15 protein-coding genes are annotated in these 17,138 nt (G+C 65.6%); 1 reads left to right on the top strand and 14 read right to left on the bottom strand.

The genetic code is table 11. The annotated features are described in order from the left end of the window. Positions 1-12 precede the first annotated feature (12 nt). Positions 13-573 (bottom strand): YaeQ family protein, encoded by a 561-nt coding sequence (locus ACK543_RS07075; protein WP_409942137.1) that lies wholly within the window; start codon positions 571-573, stop codon positions 13-15. Positions 574-654: 81 nt separating this feature from the next. Further along, positions 655-2,034: an adenylosuccinate lyase gene (gene purB / locus ACK543_RS07070; RefSeq protein ID WP_409942136.1), complete on the bottom strand. Its 1,380-nt coding sequence runs from the start codon at positions 2,032-2,034 to the stop codon at positions 655-657. A gap of 121 nt (positions 2,035-2,155) precedes the next feature. Between purB and ACK543_RS07065 the strand changes: the two genes are divergently transcribed. Then, positions 2,156-2,770 (top strand): glutathione S-transferase N-terminal domain-containing protein, encoded by a 615-nt coding sequence (locus ACK543_RS07065; protein ID WP_409942179.1) that lies wholly within the window; start codon positions 2,156-2,158, stop codon positions 2,768-2,770. 61 nt (positions 2,771-2,831) lie between these two features. Here ACK543_RS07065 and ACK543_RS07060 read toward each other — a convergent pair whose 3' ends face one another. The 12 genes from ACK543_RS07060 to ACK543_RS07005 all read right to left on the bottom strand — a co-directional run bounded on the left by ACK543_RS07060 (position 2,832) and on the right by ACK543_RS07005 (position 17,104). Further along, positions 2,832-3,314: a nuclear transport factor 2 family protein gene (locus ACK543_RS07060; RefSeq protein ID WP_409942135.1), complete on the bottom strand. Its 483-nt coding sequence runs from the start codon at positions 3,312-3,314 to the stop codon at positions 2,832-2,834. Then, positions 3,314-4,096 (bottom strand): SDR family NAD(P)-dependent oxidoreductase, encoded by a 783-nt coding sequence (locus ACK543_RS07055; RefSeq protein WP_409942134.1) that lies wholly within the window; start codon positions 4,094-4,096, stop codon positions 3,314-3,316. Before ACK543_RS07055 ends, ACK543_RS07060 begins: the two co-directional genes overlap by 1 nt. After that, positions 4,093-4,635, bottom strand: a complete 543-nt coding sequence (locus ACK543_RS07050; protein ID WP_409942178.1) for a DUF3833 domain-containing protein — start codon at positions 4,633-4,635, stop codon at positions 4,093-4,095. Before ACK543_RS07050 ends, ACK543_RS07055 begins: the two co-directional genes overlap by 4 nt. After that, positions 4,635-6,014, bottom strand: a complete 1,380-nt coding sequence (locus tag ACK543_RS07045) for an MFS transporter (protein ID WP_409942133.1) — start codon at positions 6,012-6,014, stop codon at positions 4,635-4,637. The genes ACK543_RS07050 and ACK543_RS07045 overlap by 1 nt, the downstream gene beginning before the upstream one ends. Further along, positions 6,011-6,595, bottom strand: a complete 585-nt coding sequence (locus ACK543_RS07040) for a chalcone isomerase family protein (RefSeq protein WP_409942132.1) — start codon at positions 6,593-6,595, stop codon at positions 6,011-6,013. Before ACK543_RS07040 ends, ACK543_RS07045 begins: the two co-directional genes overlap by 4 nt. 5 nt (positions 6,596-6,600) lie before the next feature. Beyond that, complete coding sequence (locus tag ACK543_RS07035; RefSeq protein WP_409942177.1) at positions 6,601-7,863, bottom strand: class I SAM-dependent methyltransferase; 1,263 nt, start codon at positions 7,861-7,863, stop codon at positions 6,601-6,603. Positions 7,864-7,891: 28 nt separating this feature from the next. Further along, positions 7,892-8,725, bottom strand: a complete 834-nt coding sequence (locus ACK543_RS07030; protein ID WP_409942131.1) for a DUF1365 domain-containing protein — start codon at positions 8,723-8,725, stop codon at positions 7,892-7,894. Next, positions 8,722-10,029 carry an NAD(P)/FAD-dependent oxidoreductase gene (locus ACK543_RS07025; protein WP_409942130.1) on the bottom strand — a complete coding sequence of 436 codons (1,308 nt, stop codon included), beginning with the start codon at positions 10,027-10,029 and terminating at the stop codon, positions 8,722-8,724. The genes ACK543_RS07030 and ACK543_RS07025 overlap by 4 nt, the downstream gene beginning before the upstream one ends. 244 nt (positions 10,030-10,273) lie before the next feature. Next, positions 10,274-10,852 carry a glutathione peroxidase gene (locus tag ACK543_RS07020; protein ID WP_409942129.1) on the bottom strand — a complete coding sequence of 193 codons (579 nt, stop codon included), beginning with the start codon at positions 10,850-10,852 and terminating at the stop codon, positions 10,274-10,276. Between the two features lie 404 nt (positions 10,853-11,256). After that, a complete protein-coding gene (locus ACK543_RS07015) occupies positions 11,257-12,459 on the bottom strand; it encodes an HD-GYP domain-containing protein (RefSeq protein ID WP_409942128.1) in 1,203 nt (400 codons plus the stop codon). Positions 12,460-12,767: 308 nt separating this feature from the next. Beyond that, positions 12,768-15,872: an efflux RND transporter permease subunit gene (locus tag ACK543_RS07010; RefSeq protein WP_409942127.1), complete on the bottom strand. Its 3,105-nt coding sequence runs from the start codon at positions 15,870-15,872 to the stop codon at positions 12,768-12,770. Then, positions 15,869-17,104: an efflux RND transporter periplasmic adaptor subunit gene (locus ACK543_RS07005; protein ID WP_409942126.1), complete on the bottom strand. Its 1,236-nt coding sequence runs from the start codon at positions 17,102-17,104 to the stop codon at positions 15,869-15,871. The genes ACK543_RS07010 and ACK543_RS07005 overlap by 4 nt, the downstream gene beginning before the upstream one ends. Positions 17,105-17,138 lie beyond the last annotated feature (34 nt).

Genomic DNA, 17,138 nt, shown 5'->3' with positions numbered 1-17,138 from the left:
ACTCGCCCCGACCTACTTCCAGCGCACCGGCTCCACATGCACGCTGCCCAGCGTGCTGCTGAGCGTGAGCGCGCCCTCCTGCACGGTCGCCTGCAATTGCATGCTGCGCTCGGCCAACTGGGCCAGGGCCTGCGACGCGTCGGACGGGATGCGCCAGACCTGCAGCTTGTCCAGGCGCGACAGCTTGGTTTCGATGCCCCTCCACCACACCTCGGCCGCGTGGTGAAAGCAGTACACGATCACCGCATCGGCCTTGCTGCAGGCCTTGGTCAGCGGTTTGTCTTCGGGCTGGCCGACCTCGATCCACACCCGCTTGCGCCCCGTGAAATCGGTGAGAGACGCATCCGGGTCATCGGGGTCGGACAAGCCAGCCCCGAAGGCGAGCGTGCCGTCGCCATGGCAGGTGTCGTTGAGCTCATGCGCCTGGATGGCCAGCGCGGCCAGGCGCACCATCATGCGCTCGTCGGTCTCGCTCGGATGCCGGGCCAGCGTCAGCGCATGGTCGGCGTAGTAGCCGTGGTCGATGTCGGCGATTTGCAGGTTCGCCTTGAAAATGGTGGACTTGATGGCCATGACTGCCCGTAAAAAAGATAGCAGCCCGCGCTGATGTGACAGGCGCGAGAGGCCAAAACAACCAACAAAACCCTCTGGCGCTCAGACCCGGCGCGCCAGCTCGGCCGCCTTGCCCACGTAGCTGCCCGGGGTCATGGCCAGCAGGCGGTCTTTTTCGGGCTGGGGGATGTCCAGCGAGCGGATCAGCCCGTGCAGCGCCTCGGCCGTCACGGTCTTGCCGCGGGTGACTTCCTTGAGCTTTTCGTAGGCGCCCTGCACGCCATAGCGGCGCATCACGGTCTGGATGGGCTCGGCCAGCACTTCCCAGGAGGCGTCCAGATCTTGTGCAAGGGCTTCTTCGTTCAGCTCCAGCTTGTTCAGGCCCGTCAGCAACGACGCATAGGCCAGCGCGGCGTAGCCCAGGGCCACACCCATGTTGCGCAGCACGGTACTGTCGGTCAGGTCGCGCTGCCAGCGGCTGATGGGCAGTTTCTCGGACAGGTGGCGCAGCAGCGCGTTGGCCAGGCCCAGGTTGCCTTCGGCGTTCTCGAAGTCGATGGGATTGACCTTGTGCGGCATGGTGGACGAGCCGATCTCCCCCGCCTTCAGGCGCTGTTTGAAGTAGCCCAGGCTCACATAGCCCCAGATGTCGCGCGACAGGTCGATGAGGATGGTGTTGGCGCGCGCCACGGCATCAAACAACTCGGCCATGTAGTCGTGCGGCTCGATCTGGATGGAATACGGCTGGAACGTCAGCCCCAGACCCAGCGGCTCCGGCGTTTCGACGACCTTTTTGCTGAAGGCCTCCCAGTCGAAGTCGGGCCAGGCCGACAGGTGGGCGTTGTAGTTGCCCACGGCCCCGTTCATCTTGCCCATGATCTTGACGGCAGCGATGCGGTCGCAGGCGGCCTGCAAGCGCACCAGCACGTTGGCCATTTCCTTGCCCACGGTGGTGGGGCTGGCGGTCTGGCCATGCGTGCGGCTGAGCATGGGCACGTCGGCATGGGCATGCGCCATCTCGCGCAGCTTGAGCACCACGCGATCGAGCCCCGGCAAGATGACCTGGTCGCGGCCCGAACGCAATTGCAGCGCATGGCTGGTGTTGTTGATGTCTTCGCTGGTGCAGGCAAAGTGCACGAATTCCGATGCCCTTTCCAGTTCGGGCCGGGCTTCGAACTTGCTCTTGATCCAGTATTCGACCGCCTTGACGTCGTGGTTTGTTGTTTTTTCGATCACTTTGATCGCTGTCGCGTCGGCTTCTGAAAAGTTTTTGACCAGCCCCAGCAGATAGGCGCGCGCGCCGGTGGTCAGGGGTTTGAACTCTGCAAAACCAGCGTCCGACAGCGCAATGAACCAGGCCACCTCTACCTGCACGCGGCGGTGCATATAGCCATGCTCGCTCATGATGGGGCGCAGGGCGGCCAGTTTGTTGGCATAACGGCCGTCAAGCGGCGACAGGGCGGTGATGGTGGACAGGCTCATGGCCCGTGATTGTAGGTGGCACGCCATGCGCCGTTCCCCAGGGCTTGGTCGGCGCGGTGCGGGTGCCGATAGAATCAATCAACATATGGATCTGCACATCCCGCGCACCGGAAAACACGCCATGAAACTGATCGGATCCTCGGCCAGCCCCTATGTCCGCAAGGTACGGATCGTGATGGCCGAGAAAAAGCTCGACTACCAGTTCGTCCAGGAAAACGTCTGGGCTGAGGACTCCACGATCGTCACGTCCAACCCGCTGGGCAAGGTGCCCTGCCTGGTGATGGAGGGCGGCGAAGCCGTGTTTGACTCGCGCGTGATCGTCGAGTACCTGGACACCCTGTCGCCCGTGGGCAAGCTCATCCCGGCGCAGGGCCGCGAGCGCGCCGAGGTCAAAACCTGGGAGGCGCTGGCCGACGGCGTGATGGACGCCGGCGTGCTGGCGCGCCTGGAAGCCACCTGGGCCCACCGCAAGGACGGCGAGCGCAGCCAGGCCTGGATCGACCGCCAGCTGAGCAAGGTCAACGAGGGTGTGAAGTCCATGAGCCAGGGCCTGGGCGACAAACCGTTTTGCAGCGGGATTCACCTGAGCCTGTCGGACATTGCCGTGGGCTGCGCGCTGGGCTGGCTGGAGTTTCGCTTTCCCGAGATCGACTGGCGCACCGAGTACCCCAACCTGGGCAAGCTGATGGACAAGCTGGCGCAGCGCCCCAGCTTTGCCGATACGCGCCCGTGCTGAGCCGCCTGGCCTGCCCAGGGGCCGCCATGGCGGCGTCGGGGGCCGTGAGCTGTTCAGCTGCTCAGCTGTTGGCGCGCTTTTTCAGCCAGCGCATGAGTGCGCTCACCACGGGCAGCTTCTCGTACAGCTCCTCGGCTGCATCCCAGTAGTCCCGGTGCAGCGCGACCAGCCCCTGGTCGTCGAGCACCAGATGTGACGCGCCGCGCACCGTTTGCATCACGCCCTTGTGGAAGCTTTTGAAGGCAAACACGAAGTCCCAGGTCAAAAAGCACTGCTTGCCCTGCACCACGCGGCCGGTGACGATGAACCGCGGGTTCTCGAGCGCCACAAACATGTGGGCAAAGATGGCCTGGATGGCGGGCACGCCCTGCACCTCGTTGAACGGGTCCTTGAACCGGGCATCGGCGGCATAGAAATTGCCCAGGGTGGCCACGTCTGACGGGCCCAGGTTCTCAAACAGCGCAATCACGCGCGTCACGGCTTCTTCGGTGGGCCGCTGCGCATCGATCACAGACGCGGGCGCGGAGGTGGGCATGCTGGGCATCACAGTCCTGTGAAACGGCGGATGGCCGGAAAATACAAACCGTAGGGCAGCAGGCGCAACAGCTTCATCACCCGCGTGAACCGCTTGGGAAAGTGAATGTCGAATTCCCCGGCTGACCAGCCCTTGAGGATGGCCTGCGCCGCGGCCTCCGGCGAGATCAGCGCAGGCATGGCGAAGTCGTTGCCCGCCGTGAGCGGCGTCGCCACAAAGCCGGGGTTGATCACGCTCACGCCCATGCCCAGATCGTGCAGGTCCAGGTACAGCGCCTCGGCCAGGTTGATGAGAGCCGCCTTGGTGGGCCCATAGGCCAGGCTTTTGGGCAGCCCGCGAAAACCGGCCACGCTGCTGATCAGGCTCACATGGCCGGGGCGGCCCGCTGCCGCCGCCGCCAGCATGGCCGGCAGCACGCCCGCCAGCACATGCAGCGCGCCGCTGTAGTTGACCTGCTCGTGGCGCAGCATTTCGGCCAGGTTGAAGTCGGTGGCACGCGTGTCGCGGTAATAGCCCGCGCAGTAGCACACCAGGTCGGGCGCGCCGCCTTGCAGCAGTTGCGCCGACACCGCCTGCACATCCGCTGGCTCGGCCGTATCCAGGGGCAATGCCTGGCTGCCCGGGTGCTCGGCCACAAAGGCGTCCAAGGCTTCCCGGCTGCGGGCCGACACAATCACCTGGGCACCGCGCGCATGCAATGCCGATGCCGTGGCTCGGCCGATACCGCTGGAGGCACCCACCAGCCAGACCCGTCGGCCCTGCCAGTCGCGCACGGGGGGATTGAGGCTCATGGGGCGCGTTTCGTGAACGACAGGGTGATCTCGCCCAGCCGCACGCCGAACTTGCTCATGGTGGCGCGGTTGAGCATCACGCGGTCATCGATGAGGTACATCCAGTCGTCCAGATCCACGTGGTAGGTCTTGCCGTCCACCGGCAGCGCCAGCGTGTAGGTCCATCGGAAGGCGTTGCCGCGTGTTCGCCCGTTGGCCGTGCCCACCACATCGTCTGCCGTGCCGGTGTAGCGGCCGTCGGCGTGCCTGGTCAGGCGCCAGATGCGGCGCTGCGTGGTGCCGTCCGAGTAGGTGAAGGCCTCGTCCAGCACCCCCTCGTTGCCCTTCCACTGGCAGTCCATCACCACGGTGAAACGCTTGACGATCTGCCCGCTGCGATCCTGAAAGATGCCCCAGGCGTCCACGATGCCGTTGAAATAAGTGGCCAGGTCGAGCACGGGCTTTTCGCTCGCGTAGCCCTCCAGCGTCTGACCGGCGCAGCCCGAAAGGACCACGGGCGCGGCCACGGTGGCCGCCAGAAAAAGGCGTCGTCTTTGCATCATGGATGGGTGCCCTGGGTCGGTCGTGTGGAAGAACGAGCCGCGTCCGTGGCGCGCGGCGGGATGAGAAAAAAATACAGGGCTGCGGCGGCGCAGAGTTTGAGCACGCACGGCAGCAACGCATAGGCAAAGCTCAGGGTTTGCAGGCCCGCCTCGCTGCGGGTGCCTGGGGTGTAGCCTAGCAGGCCCAGCAGGGGCAGTGCCAGCCCGGCCGCCAGCGCCAGGTTGAGCTTGGTCGCAAAGTTCCACCAGCCAAAGTAGGCGCCTTCATGCTGGCCGCTGTCCCCCTCGGCCGCGATCACGCCCGCCAGCAGTGCGCCCGGAAGCGCCAGGTCGGTGCCCAGCGCTGCCCCCGACAGCGCGCAGACCACCAAAAACGCCATGGCGTCGCCCGCGCCCAGGGTGGCCGTCCACACAAAGACCGAGATGGCCAGCAACATGCCAGCCAGCCAGGTGCGCGCAAGGCCCCAGCGGGCCACGGCACGCAGCCACAGCGGTATCGACAACGCGGCGGTCACGAAATACGCCGTCAGGAACAGGGGCTCCTGGACGGGCGGGGCCTGCAAGCGATCCTGGATGAAAAACAGCACCAGTGTGGCCGGGATGGCGCTGGCAATACCGTTGAGCATGAACACGGCCAGCAGGCGGCGAAACCCCGGCTTGCCCCAAGGCCGCCACAAACCCGCGACACCGCCTGAGCGGGCGCCCGTTGGTTCCATCACCGCCTGGGCGGCGGGGCGCGGTCCGCAGGTCCAGGCCCACCAGCCAAGCGCCAGCGCCAATGCAAACACGCCCACCATGGCCGCAAGCCCTGCCAGCGCGGGCAGCACCGAGGCCACCACGACGCCCACGAGCGCAGCGACCTCGCGCCATGCCACCACCCGGCTGCGCGCCAGTTCGCCCCCACCCAGGCGCGCGCCCCATGACTGGTGGGCGATGCCCAGCTGGCTGTAGGCGGTGTAGGTGATGAGCAGCGCCACCAGCGCCCACGCCACCAGGGCGTTTTCTCCCCGCACGGCCGGAAAGAACAACGCCGCCAGCCCCAGCGCCAGCACGACCGCAGACCCGGCACCGACGGCCAGCACACTGCGCGCCGAACGGCCAAAAAGGTGGTCGGCCAGCCGACCCAGCAGCGGGTCAGTGACGGCATCAAACAGGCGCGCCGCCAGCAGCAAGGCACCCAGGGTGGCCAGGGGCATGCCGAATTCACGCGCATAGTGATTGGGCAGCAACACGTACAGGGGCAAAGCCACAAAGGCCAGGGGCAGCCCCAAAAGGCCATAGGCAAACAGGCCGCGCCGAGACAGTGCGTCGCCGGTCGAAGACAGGCCTGCAGACGGGCCGCCCGGGCGATCGACCGACGGCACCGAGGAGGTCATGGACGGCCCGCGGGGCGCAAGGCCGACACCAGGTCCTGCCGCAGGCCGGGCTCCGAGGTCTGGGGAGACAGCCAGATACCAAAAAACAGGCGGGCGAACTCGGCATCGGCAACCTCACCCACCACACGGCCACCCATTTCAAACACGGCACCGCTGCCCGGACGGTACAGGCCCACCAGCCGGTCTCCAGGCTTCACGTTGGGCAGGGCTGCTTGCAGGCTCTCCTGCCAGCGCGCGGCCTGCTGCGCCGAAAAGCTGCCAACCCGTCGCATCTCCTGGATCGACCTTTTTGCAATCGCCTCCGACGTGAAGTTGCGCTGGTAGGTGAGCTCCAGGGCCAATGGCTGAGTGGCGTAGTCGTTCACATCGAAGCCGGGGCCCGCCCACAGCCGCGCGCTGTACACCTCAAAGCCCAGAAACCGCAGGCTGCCCTGCCCGGCCAGGCGCATCCCGGTCGTGATGTCTGCCGCCCTGGCCTGCGATGACGGCAGCAACTGCGTGTTGGCGCGCGCGTCCGCACCACCGAAGCAAAAAACAGCCACTGCGGCAGCAGCGACGGCGCAAGAAGCTACTTTTTTCATAGCAATCAGTCTTTTATCAGTGTGTATTGCACAAGATCGATGTTTCCCATGGCAAATCCGGCCTCGCAATACGCCAGATAGAACTCCCAGATGTGCATGAAGCGCTGATCGAACCCCAGGTCCATGATCTGGGAGCGCTGCGCCAAAAAGCGCTCGCGCCAGCGGCGCAGCGTTTCGGCGTAGTCCTGGCCAAAGGCAAACTCATCCGAGACGCGCAACCCGGCCTCCAGTGCAGCGCGGCGGAATTCGCTGGGGCAGGGCAGGCAGCCACCCGGAAAGATGTACTGCTGAATAAAGTCGGTCGACCGGATGTAGCGCCCGTACAGGCTGTCGTCGATGACGATGCTCTGGATGCATGCCTTGCCGCCCGCTCGCAGCAGGCGGTGGATGGTCTCGAAATATGTGGGCCAGTACTCTCGGCCGACGGCCTCGATCATTTCGATGGAACAGATCGCGTCGTACGGCCCGTCCTTGATGTCGCGGTAGTCTTGCAGACGCAGCGAATGCCCGGTGTGCCCCAGGCCCGGCGCGTCGGCATGCAGGCCACTGCCTGCACTCACCCGCCGCATGCGCTCAACGGCGTAGTCCAGTTGCTCCGTGGACAGCGTGACGCCGGTCACCGAGGCACCGAAGTCCACCGCCGCCATCTCGGCCAGCGCACCCCAGCCGCATCCGATCTCCAGCACCCGCGAGCCCGGTTGCACACCCGCCATGGCCAGTGCACGCCGCACCTTGGCGTGCTGCGCCCGGCGCATGTCACCGCCCAGATCGCCCTCGAACCATGCTGACGAGTAGTTCATGGTGTCGTCGAGCCACAGCGCATAGAACGCGTTGCCCAGGTCGTAGTGGGCGTGGATGTTTTTCTGGCTGTTGGCCCGGGTGTTGCGGTTGAGCAGATGCTTGATGCGGTAGAGCAAACGGCCAGCCCAGGTGCCGTAGATCACATCCTCCACATGCTGGCGATTGGCAATGAAGAGCTTGATCAGGTCGGTCAGGTTGGGCGTGTTCCAGTCACCGGCGATGTAGCTCTCGGCAAAGCCGATGTCGCCCGACTTGAGTGCCGCACCGCAGAGGTTCCAGTTCTTGAGCGTGATGGCCGCCGACAGCCCGCCGCCGTGGCCGAAATGCCGCAGCGTGCCATCGGGTAACTGCACCGAAAGGCTGCCGTGCTGCAAGCGTTGCATCAACCGCAACGCCGCTTGAGCGGCAGCGGGGGCGCCGGCCGGAAGCTGGCCTTCAGATTGGGTGGGAGCCGTGGTGGTGGTCATGTTCATGTCGTGTGTCTGGGGCATGTCGTCAGCGGGTCACGATAGAGGCGGGTGCGGCCGGTTTCGAGTGGAACCGTACCCGCTTGAGCCATAGGCGAAGGGCGTGCCAGTGGATGCGCACGATCAGCGCCAGGGTCATTGCAGGGTAGCCCCATGATGCCTGACGCAGCGTTTGCGCCGTCAGGGGATAAAGCGTACCGCTGACGCTGGTTTGCAGCAGCGGGCCACTGTCGTCGTCGTAGTCGATGCGCACCACCGTGCGGCCCATGGGCGCAGGCGCGTTTGCGCTCCGGGGCGCAGCGTCGGCTGCAGACGCACCCTGCGTGCGCATGAAGCGAAAACGGTAGCCCCCACTGACCTGGCAGAAGGGGGATACGTGAAAGACCTTGCGGGCCTGCAACTCGACGCCGTAGCGCGGATGGTCCAGCAGATAGCAGTGGCGCTCGCCGAAGGTGTTGTTCACCTCGACCACAATGGCGCGCAGTGTGCCGTCGTCCCGATGGCAGTACCAAAAACTCACTGGCTTGAAGGTGTACCCCAGCACGCGCGGATAGCAGTGAAGCCAGACCTGGCCGGCCGCATCGTCCACGCCTTCGGAGTGCAGCAATTCATCCAGCCAGGCCAGGGCGCCGCCCTGCTGCGGCCCACGTCCATCGCCGTGGTCGGCATCGTGAAAGCTGATGGCACCACGGCGATTGACGGGCAGCGCGCCGGGCTGCGCCGCCAGGCTGCGCATGGGCAGCATCAGGAAAAATGTGGGGTAGGAAAACGCGTGGTGGCGGGGACGCAGCCGGGTATGGCGCACCTGACCAAAGCCCAGCAGCGGTGCCGGCGCGTCGACTGGCAGGCCCTGCGCGTTCACGCGGCCTCCGGCATGGCCAACGGCAGCACGGCACGCAGGCGGTCTGCGACCGCCAGGCCGGATTTCAGACCGTCCTCATGGAAGCCATAACCCGTCCAGGCACCGCAAAACCAGGTGCGGGCCCGGCCCTGGATCTGACTGACCTGGCGCTGGGCCTGGATGGCCGGACCGTCAAACACCGGGTGGGCGTATTCGTAGCGGCCCATGATCTGTGCCGGATCAATGTCGCGCACCGGATTGAGCGAAACCACCACCGGCTGCGCAAACGGCACGGGCTGCAGGCGGTTGATGAGGTAGTGCAGGCAGACCCGGGCGGATTCGTGGGCATGGTCGGCCGCGCGCTCGTAATTCCAGGCCGCCCAGGCAGCACGGCGCTGCGGAAGCACCGATGTGTCGGTGTGGAGCACCGCCAGGTTGGGCTGGTAACGGATGGCGCCGAGCACGGCCCGCTCTTGCAGCGTGGGCTGGGCCAGCAGCGCCAGCGATTGATCGGAATGGGTGGCCAGCACCACATGGTCGAAATGCTCAACCTTGCCGTCGGTGATGACGCGCACCCCGGCAGCATCGCGCTCGATGGAGCGCACGGGGGTGGACAGCCGCTTGTCGGCAATCCCCTCGAGAATGCGCTCCACGTAGTTGCGCGCGCCGCCGGTCACCGTCCACCACTGGGGGCGGTTGCTCACCTGGATCAATCCATGGTTGTGGCAAAAGCGGATCATGGTGGCCACCGGGAACTGGAGCATCTGGTCGGTGGGACAACTCCAGATGCATCCGAGCATGGGTAGAAAATACCAGTCGCGAAAGGCCGTGCCAAAGCGGTGCTCGCGCAGGAAATCGCCCAGCGGCTGCGACAGGGCCGCTTCGGAGTTTTCTTGGGCAATGCGAGTGCACAGCTTGTTAAACCGCAGCAAATCGCCCAGCATGCCCCAAAAGCGTGGGCTCAGCAGGTTTGAGCGCTGCGCGAACACGGTCGACAGATCGCTGCCACTCCACTCCAGCGCGCGCTGGCCCGCCGCTTGCGGCACCTGCACCGAAAACGACATGTCCGACTTGGACGTCGGCACGCCCAATTCGGCCAGCAGGGCGATGAGGTTGGGGTAGGTGCGCTCGTTGAGCACCAAAAAACCGGTGTCCACACCGTGCGTTACGAGCTGGCCCCGCGGATCGGGCAGCGTGACGTCCACCGTGTGCGTATGGCCACCAAAATAGTCACCCGCCTCAAACAAGGTGACCTGCGCCTCGTGGCGTAACTGGTGCGCCGCGGCAAGACCGGAGATGCCGGAGCCGACGATGGCGACTTTCATGGCCGCCCCCCCTGGGCCTGCGCCTGGAATAAAAAGGTTGCGAAGCGTCCCGAAGCGAATAAGAGAGGGAGGGAGGAGAAGCGCTCCAGGGGGTCAATCGGAACCCGGGGGCCCGAAAGGCTTCGCAACTTCAAACTGGTAAAGCGCCCGACTTGCGCGCGCAAAAAGTAGAGTCGGGCATGGCGAACAAAGTTCCGCCCATGTTGTACTACTGAATGGAAAAAATTGAAAGAAACCATGTTGCTCACCGCGGCGCGGGCACCGCAAGCTGCTGCTCGATCGCGCGCAGCAAGCCTCTGCTGTCAGGTGCCGTCAGGCTGGAGTACTGATCCACCAATTGGCCGTCGCGCCCCAGCAGGTATTTATGAAAGTTCCAGCGGGGCGCCGTGCCCGACATCTGGGCCAGTTGACGAAACAGCGGGGAGGCGTCGGCTCCCTTGACACTGCTCTTGGCGAACATCGGAAACTTCACCCCGAAGGTGTTTTCGCAGAACTCTGCGATTTGCTGGTTGCTGCCGGTTTCCTGAGAAAAGTCGTTCGACGGGAAGCCGAGCACCACCAGGCCCTTGTCTTTGTAGCGGCTGTAGAGTTCTTCCAGCCCTTTGTATTGCCCGGTAAATCCGCAATAGCTGGCCGTGTTGACGATGAGCACCACCTTGCCACTGTACTGGCACAGGGACTGGGGCTTTTCGTCCTGAAGCCGGGGGAAAGTGTGGTTCAGCGTGGCAGGACACAGAGCGCCTTGCGACGCCAACGCGCCGGGTGCGGCCAGCAGGGTCGCACACAGGACGGCGGCCTGCACGATGTGGGAGAGATGCTTCATGGCGGGTCCTCAAACGCTGACATCTTCAACTTTAACCAGATCATCACATTTTGTCCAATATAGTTTTTATTTGTACTGATTGGTATCCGCATGACTGGCTGCGTTGGAATTCTGCAGTTGTTGGGAAATGTTGATCGAAATGATCCAAGACGCAAGGCTGCCTTCCCTGATGCGGCCAGGGCGCAGGTGAAGCCGCAGAGGGCGCGCGCTGCCCAGAGGCAGCCGAGATCTTGCGGGGCACGCAAGTGATTTTCGGGATGGCCTGCAAGGCCGCCGACGCCCTGAGCGCGCACAGGGTTGAACGCGTCGGCGCCCAAGCGTGATGCGCCAGGTTGCACGTGGGCGCTGCCATAGAGTAGCCACGGCCGCGCCGGCCTGCCCTGGTTGGGGCAGCCCCTGGGGCGTCAGACCAGGGCGAGAAGGCGCTCCAGAGGCAATGCCACGCGGACGTCCCGCCAGGGGATCGCCCCAGTGATCTTCCAGGGCGGCATGCCCGTATCCCGCGGAATGGGCTCACCGGTGGGCATGCCATCGCGATTGGTCACAACCGCCACGCGTGGCGTGGTGGCGGTGACACCGCGACGGATGACCACGCCGATTTCCTTGCTGGCCAACCGGACAAAAGACCCGGGCGGGTAGACCCCGAGTGTCTTGACCAACGACGCGCCCGCCTGATCGACCTGCTGCTCCTCGTCGTAGTAGCTGGCCTGCATCGCCGCGGTCACCGCCATGGGCAACCGTGCAGCGCGCGGAGCCAGGCGCGCACCAAACACATCCGCGCGCTGGATGAGCCGAGCCATCTGCTGCGCCTCACTTTTGCCAGCCAGGGGGCCTCGGATACGGTGGTGGTGGCAACGCACCGCCTCCAGCCACAGCGGGTCGGCCACGCCCAGGCGGCGCAGCAGGGCCTCGGAGCGGTCGGCGTGCCCTTCAATGGCGGCGATCTGCGGCGCCGTCAGCGGATGGGACTGCTGCGCCAGCTGGTCCTGCAGTTCGGTCATGCCGATGTTCATGGTCAGCGCGGCCGAGCCGAGCACCTGGACACGCGCAGCGGGCCATCGGAGCATCTCGCGCGCGACCACCATGCTCACGCACGATACGAGCATGGCATGGGTGGCGCTGTACATGCGCTCCTCCTGCGCCGACAGGTACACCAGCCCGAGCAGGGTGGCGTCCGGCGTGTTCTCGCAATGCCGGGCCAACTCTTCCAGCAACGCATTGAATCGCGCGGCGAAATCGTTCGGAGACGGTGCACGCAGCAGCTGCGATGCCCGCAACTGCAGATCCGACCAGTCGGGCCAAGCCCGGTCGCGCTCACGCAGTGCCGGGTCTTCTCCCGCCGCGATCTTCATGTCGGCGATTGCGCCAAGATTCGAATCGGCGTTCAGCATGCGCTGCAGTTGCGCCAGGTAGGCGCGGTAACTCTCGCCCGATTCGTCCGTATCCACGCACAGTGTGCGCCCGCGGGCCACCATGATGGCCAGCTCTTTGCGGTCGCGTATCACATAACCTTTTCTGGCCAGCAATGCGCCGGTCCCGCCGCGCAGCACGAACGGCAGCGGCTCACCGAGCTGGATGGTGTCAATATTCAGTTTGACGAGGTTCATGGATAGCGCCGATTATCGAGGAGCGCGGCATGTCCAATGGGGATTGCAGAGGGCAAATTGCGGGCTTTCTTGCCCTACTTTGCGCCTTGTGGCCCATCCCGATCCGCGCCAGCGCAGACCGCAGGGAGTTATGCAGAGGTTCCATAGGAGCCTGTCGGACTTGGAGCGTCGAAAGCGAAAATCGGCGAGAGCGAGGACAGTTTTTGCCGAATTTGCAGCCCCATAGCCGAGCTATGGGGCAAAAAGGCGGTTAAAAATGGACCGCTGCGGTCGATTTGCAGCCGACGATTTCCAAGTCGGACAGGCTCCTAGGCATCCCCGTCTGCCAACGCCGGTGGCGCCCGGTGTGCTGGCAGGCCGCGCACGCGTCGCAAGACCCTTGCGAACCATTGCCCCACATCGTCCATGCCCGTGAACACCGCCGGAATGACCAGCAGGCTCAGCAGTGTGGAGGTGATCAACCCGCCAATCACCGCCACGGCCATCGGCGAGCGGAAGCTCGGGTCGGCCGCGCCGAAACCGATGGCAATGGGCATCATCCCCGCGCCCATGGCCAGCGTGGTCATGATGATGGGGCGGGCGCGCTTGTGGCAGGCGTCGATCAGCGCATCAAAACGGCTCATGCCGTGCTCGCGCCGCGCCAAGATGGCGTACTCCACCAGCAAAATGGAGTTCTTGGTGGCAATGCCCATGAGCATGATGAGCCCGATGAGCGAGGGCATCGAAAAGCTCTTTTGCGCCATCAGCAGGCCCACGAACGCCCCGCCCAGCGACAGCGGCAGCGCGGCAAGGATGGTGACGGGGTGCAGGAAATCCTTGAACAGCAGCACCAGCACGATGTAGATGCACAGCACGCCCGTGAGCATGGCCAGGCCGAAACTGGCAAACAGCTCGCCCATCATCTCGGCGTCGCCAATGGTGATCTGGCGCACACCGGGCGGCAGGTTCTGAATGGACGGCAGCGCTGCCACGGCCTTGGTGACTTCGCCCAGCGGCGTGCCCGACAGCTCGATTTCAAAGTTGACGTTGCGGGCGCGGTCGTAGCGGTCCACCACAGCAGGGCCGCCGCCAAACTCCAGCGTGGCCACCTGGCCCAGCATCACCGGGCCCTTGCTGCCCGGCACGGGCAGGCGTTCGAGCACCGACAGGTCCTGCCGCGCCGCATCCTGCAGCTTGACGACGATGGGCACCTGCCGCGACGCGAGGTTGAGCTTGGGCAGCGATACGTCGTAGTCGCCCACGGTGGCAATGCGCAGGGTTTCGGCCATGGCGCTGGTGGTCACGCCGAGGTCCGCCGCGCGGGCAAAGTCGGGCCGCACGGCAATCTCCGAGCGCACCAGGCTGGCGGTGGACGAGATGCTGCCCAGGCCCGGGATGGTGCGCAGGTCCTTTTCGAGGGCCTGCGCGGCCGTGGTCAGCGCCTGCGGGTCGTCGCCCGAGAGCACCAGCACGTACTTCTCGCCCGAGCCGCCCAGGCCCACCTTGCTGCGCACGCCGGGCAAGGTCTCGAGCGCGGCGCGGATGTTGTTCTCGATGCCCTGCTTGCGCGGCCGGTCACCGCGGTCGGCCAGCAAGATGGTGAGCGTGGCCTTGCGGGTCTCGGCGGCGGCGCTGCCCATGAACGGGTCGGTACCGGCCGAGCCCCCGCCAATGGTGGTGTAGATGCTTTTCACATGCTCGACCTGCGCGATGCGCTGGCGCGCGTCCTCGGCCGCGGCGCGGGTCTGTGCGAGCGTGGCACCAGGGGCCAGCTCCAGGTACACCTGGGTCTGAGAATTGTCGTCCGGCGGGATAAACCCGGTGGGCAGCAGCGGGATCAGCGCCAGCGATCCGATGAAGAACGCCGCCGTGCCCACAAAGGTCATCCAGCGGTGCCGCACGCACCACGCGGCCCAGCGCAGGTACACGCGCATCCAGCCCGGGTCTTGGTGCGGGGTGACGATGGGCTTGAGCAGGTACGCCGCCATCATGGGCGTGAGCAGCCGCGCTACCACCAGGCTGGCAAACACGGCAAGCGACGCCGTCCAGCCAAATTGCTTGAAGAACTTGCCTGCAATGCCGCTCATGAATGCCGTGGGCAGGAACACCGCAATCAGCGTGAAGGTGGTGGCCACCACGGCCAGGCCAATCTCGTCGGCCGCCTCCATGGCCGCCTGGTACGGCGTTTTGCCCATGCGCAGGTGGCGCACGATGTTCTCGACCTCCACGATGGCGTCATCCACCAGGATGCCCACCACCAGCGACATCGCCAGCAGCGTGACCACGTTGATGGAAAAGCCCAGCAGGTGCATGCCGATGAACGCCGGAATGATGGACAGCGGCAGCGCCACGGCCGAGACAAACGTTGCGCGCCAGTCGCGCAAGAACAGCCACACCACCACCACGGCCAGCAGCGCGCCTTCGTACAGCAGGTGCATGGAGCCGTCGTATTCCTCTTGCACCGGCTGCACAAAGTTGAAGGCCTCGGTGATCTTGAGGTCGGGGTGCCGCTCGCGCAACTCCTTGAGGGCCGCCTGCACGGCAGCACCGACCTCCACTTCGCTTGCGCCCTTGCTGCGCGCCACTTCAAAGCCCACCACCGGTTGGCCGTTGAGCAGGGCCATGGCCCGTGGCTCGGCAACGGTGTCGGACACTTCGGCCACCTGGTCCAGGCGGATGTGGCGGCCATCGGGCAGCGCCAGGGTGAGCGCAGCCAGCGCCTGCGCCGACTGGACCGTGGCCAGGGTACGCACGGGCTGCTCGCTGCCGCCCAGGTCGGTTCGCCCGCCCGCACTTTCGGTCTGCACCAGCCGCAGTTGGCGCGACACATCGGCAGCCGTGGCACCCAGCGCTTGCAGCTTGAGCGGGTCGAGCGCCACATGCACCTGCCGCTCCACGCCGCCGACCCGCGTGACGGCCCCCACCCCACGCGCCGAAAGCAGCTTTTTGGCCACGGTGTCGTCCACAAACCAGGACAGCGCCTCGTCATCCATGCGGGCCGAAGCGATGGTGAAGGCCAGCACGGGCTGGGCCGCCAGGTCCATCTTGGTCACGATGGGGTCGCGCACATCGCCGGGCAGCTCGCCGCGCACACGCGCCACGGCAGAGCGCACATCGTCCAGCGCTTCCTGCGTAGGCTTTTCCAGGCGGAACTCGGCCGTGATGGTGGCGCCGCCGTCCTGCACCTTGGTGTAGATGTGCTTGAGGCCCTGCAGCGTGGCGATGCTGTTTTCGATCTTGCGGGCGACATCGTTTTCCAGCTGCGCCGGCGAGGCCCCGGGCAGGGCCACGGTCACCGAAATGGTGGGCAGATCGATGTCGGGGAAGTTCTGCACCTTCATGGCGTTGAACGACAGCAGGCCGCCGAAGGTCAGCAGCACAAAAAGCATCAGCGCCGGAATCGGGTTGCGGATGGACCAGGCAGAGGCATTCATTCAAATGCTCCTGAATTGATAGCTACCGATGCTACAACCACCCGCGCAACAGGCGTTTTTTGTATCAAACCATCGGGTGAAACCGCCGACACCGCCGCCGGGGTGGTCGCCACGCGCACCAGGTCGCCGTCATTGAGGAAGCCTGCGCCGTTCACGGCAATCGACACGCCCGGCTCCAGCCCCGACAGCACCTCCACGCGGTCGGCCACGCGGCGCCCCGTGTTCACCTTTCGCATCTGCACGCGGCGGTCCGGGCCGATGACGAACACATACGAGAAGCCATCGCGCACCACCAGCGCCTCCTGAGGCACCGTGAGCGCATCGCTCTGGCCGAGCGCGAATTCGCCGCGGGCAAACATCCCCGCCAGGATGGCCGCCGACCCCGCCCCCGCCGAGGCGGGCAGATCGACATACACCAGGCCGTTGCGGGTCTGCGGGTCCACCGTGGGGCCGACCATGCGCACCGTGCCCTCGGCCGTAGCGCCGCTGGCAGCGGTCACCATCACCTTGTCGCCGGGCTTGATGCGGCGCAGCTCGGCGGACGTGACTTCTGCTCGCCACTCCAGCCGGCCCTTGCGCACCATGCGAAACAGTTCGGTGCCCGAACCCACCACAGCGCCCACGGTGGCGGAGCGCGCCGAGATCACGCCACTGTCGGGAGAGCGCACCTGTGTGTGGCGCAGGCGCAGGTGCTGGGCGTCCAGCGACGCGCGGGCGGCCTCCACCCGCGCCCTGGCGGTCTGCTCTGCCGTGGTGAACTGCTGAATCTGCTGCTGGCTGAGCGCGCCCGTGGCCTGCAGCGAGCGTGCCCGATCGGCATTGGCGGCTGCTTCGGCGGCGGTGGCCTGCGCTTCCAGCAGGCCCGCGCGCGCCTGGGCGACTTCGGCCTGCACCGTGTCGGACGAGAAGGTCGCCAGCACCTGCCCGGCCTTGACCACATCGCCCACATTCACACGCACCTCGGTCAGGCGCAATCCGTTGGCTTCGGCCCCGATGAGGGCCTCCTGCCAGGCGGCGATGCTGCCATTGGCGGCCAGACGGATGGGCATCGAGGTGCGCTGGGGTTGCGCCGTGCTCACCGTGAGGGCCGGGCGCTGTGCATGGGCCGCTTTGGGTTCATTGGCCGCACGCGATGCACCTGAGAACACCAGGGCGCCGCCCACGGCCAGCAAGCAGACCGCGATCACGGCAACGGCGGTGGGCGAGCGCTTGAAAGAAAAGAAAATTTGCATGGGCTTTTGTCCTGAAAAATTCATATCCGCTGTC

This window comes from Acidovorax sp. (genome assembly GCF_046341535.1).
GTDB lineage: Bacteria > Pseudomonadota > Gammaproteobacteria > Burkholderiales > Burkholderiaceae_C > Acidovorax.
Note: the sequence above shows the minus strand (reverse complement) of the source record. Positions and strands in the feature narration are given on the sequence as shown.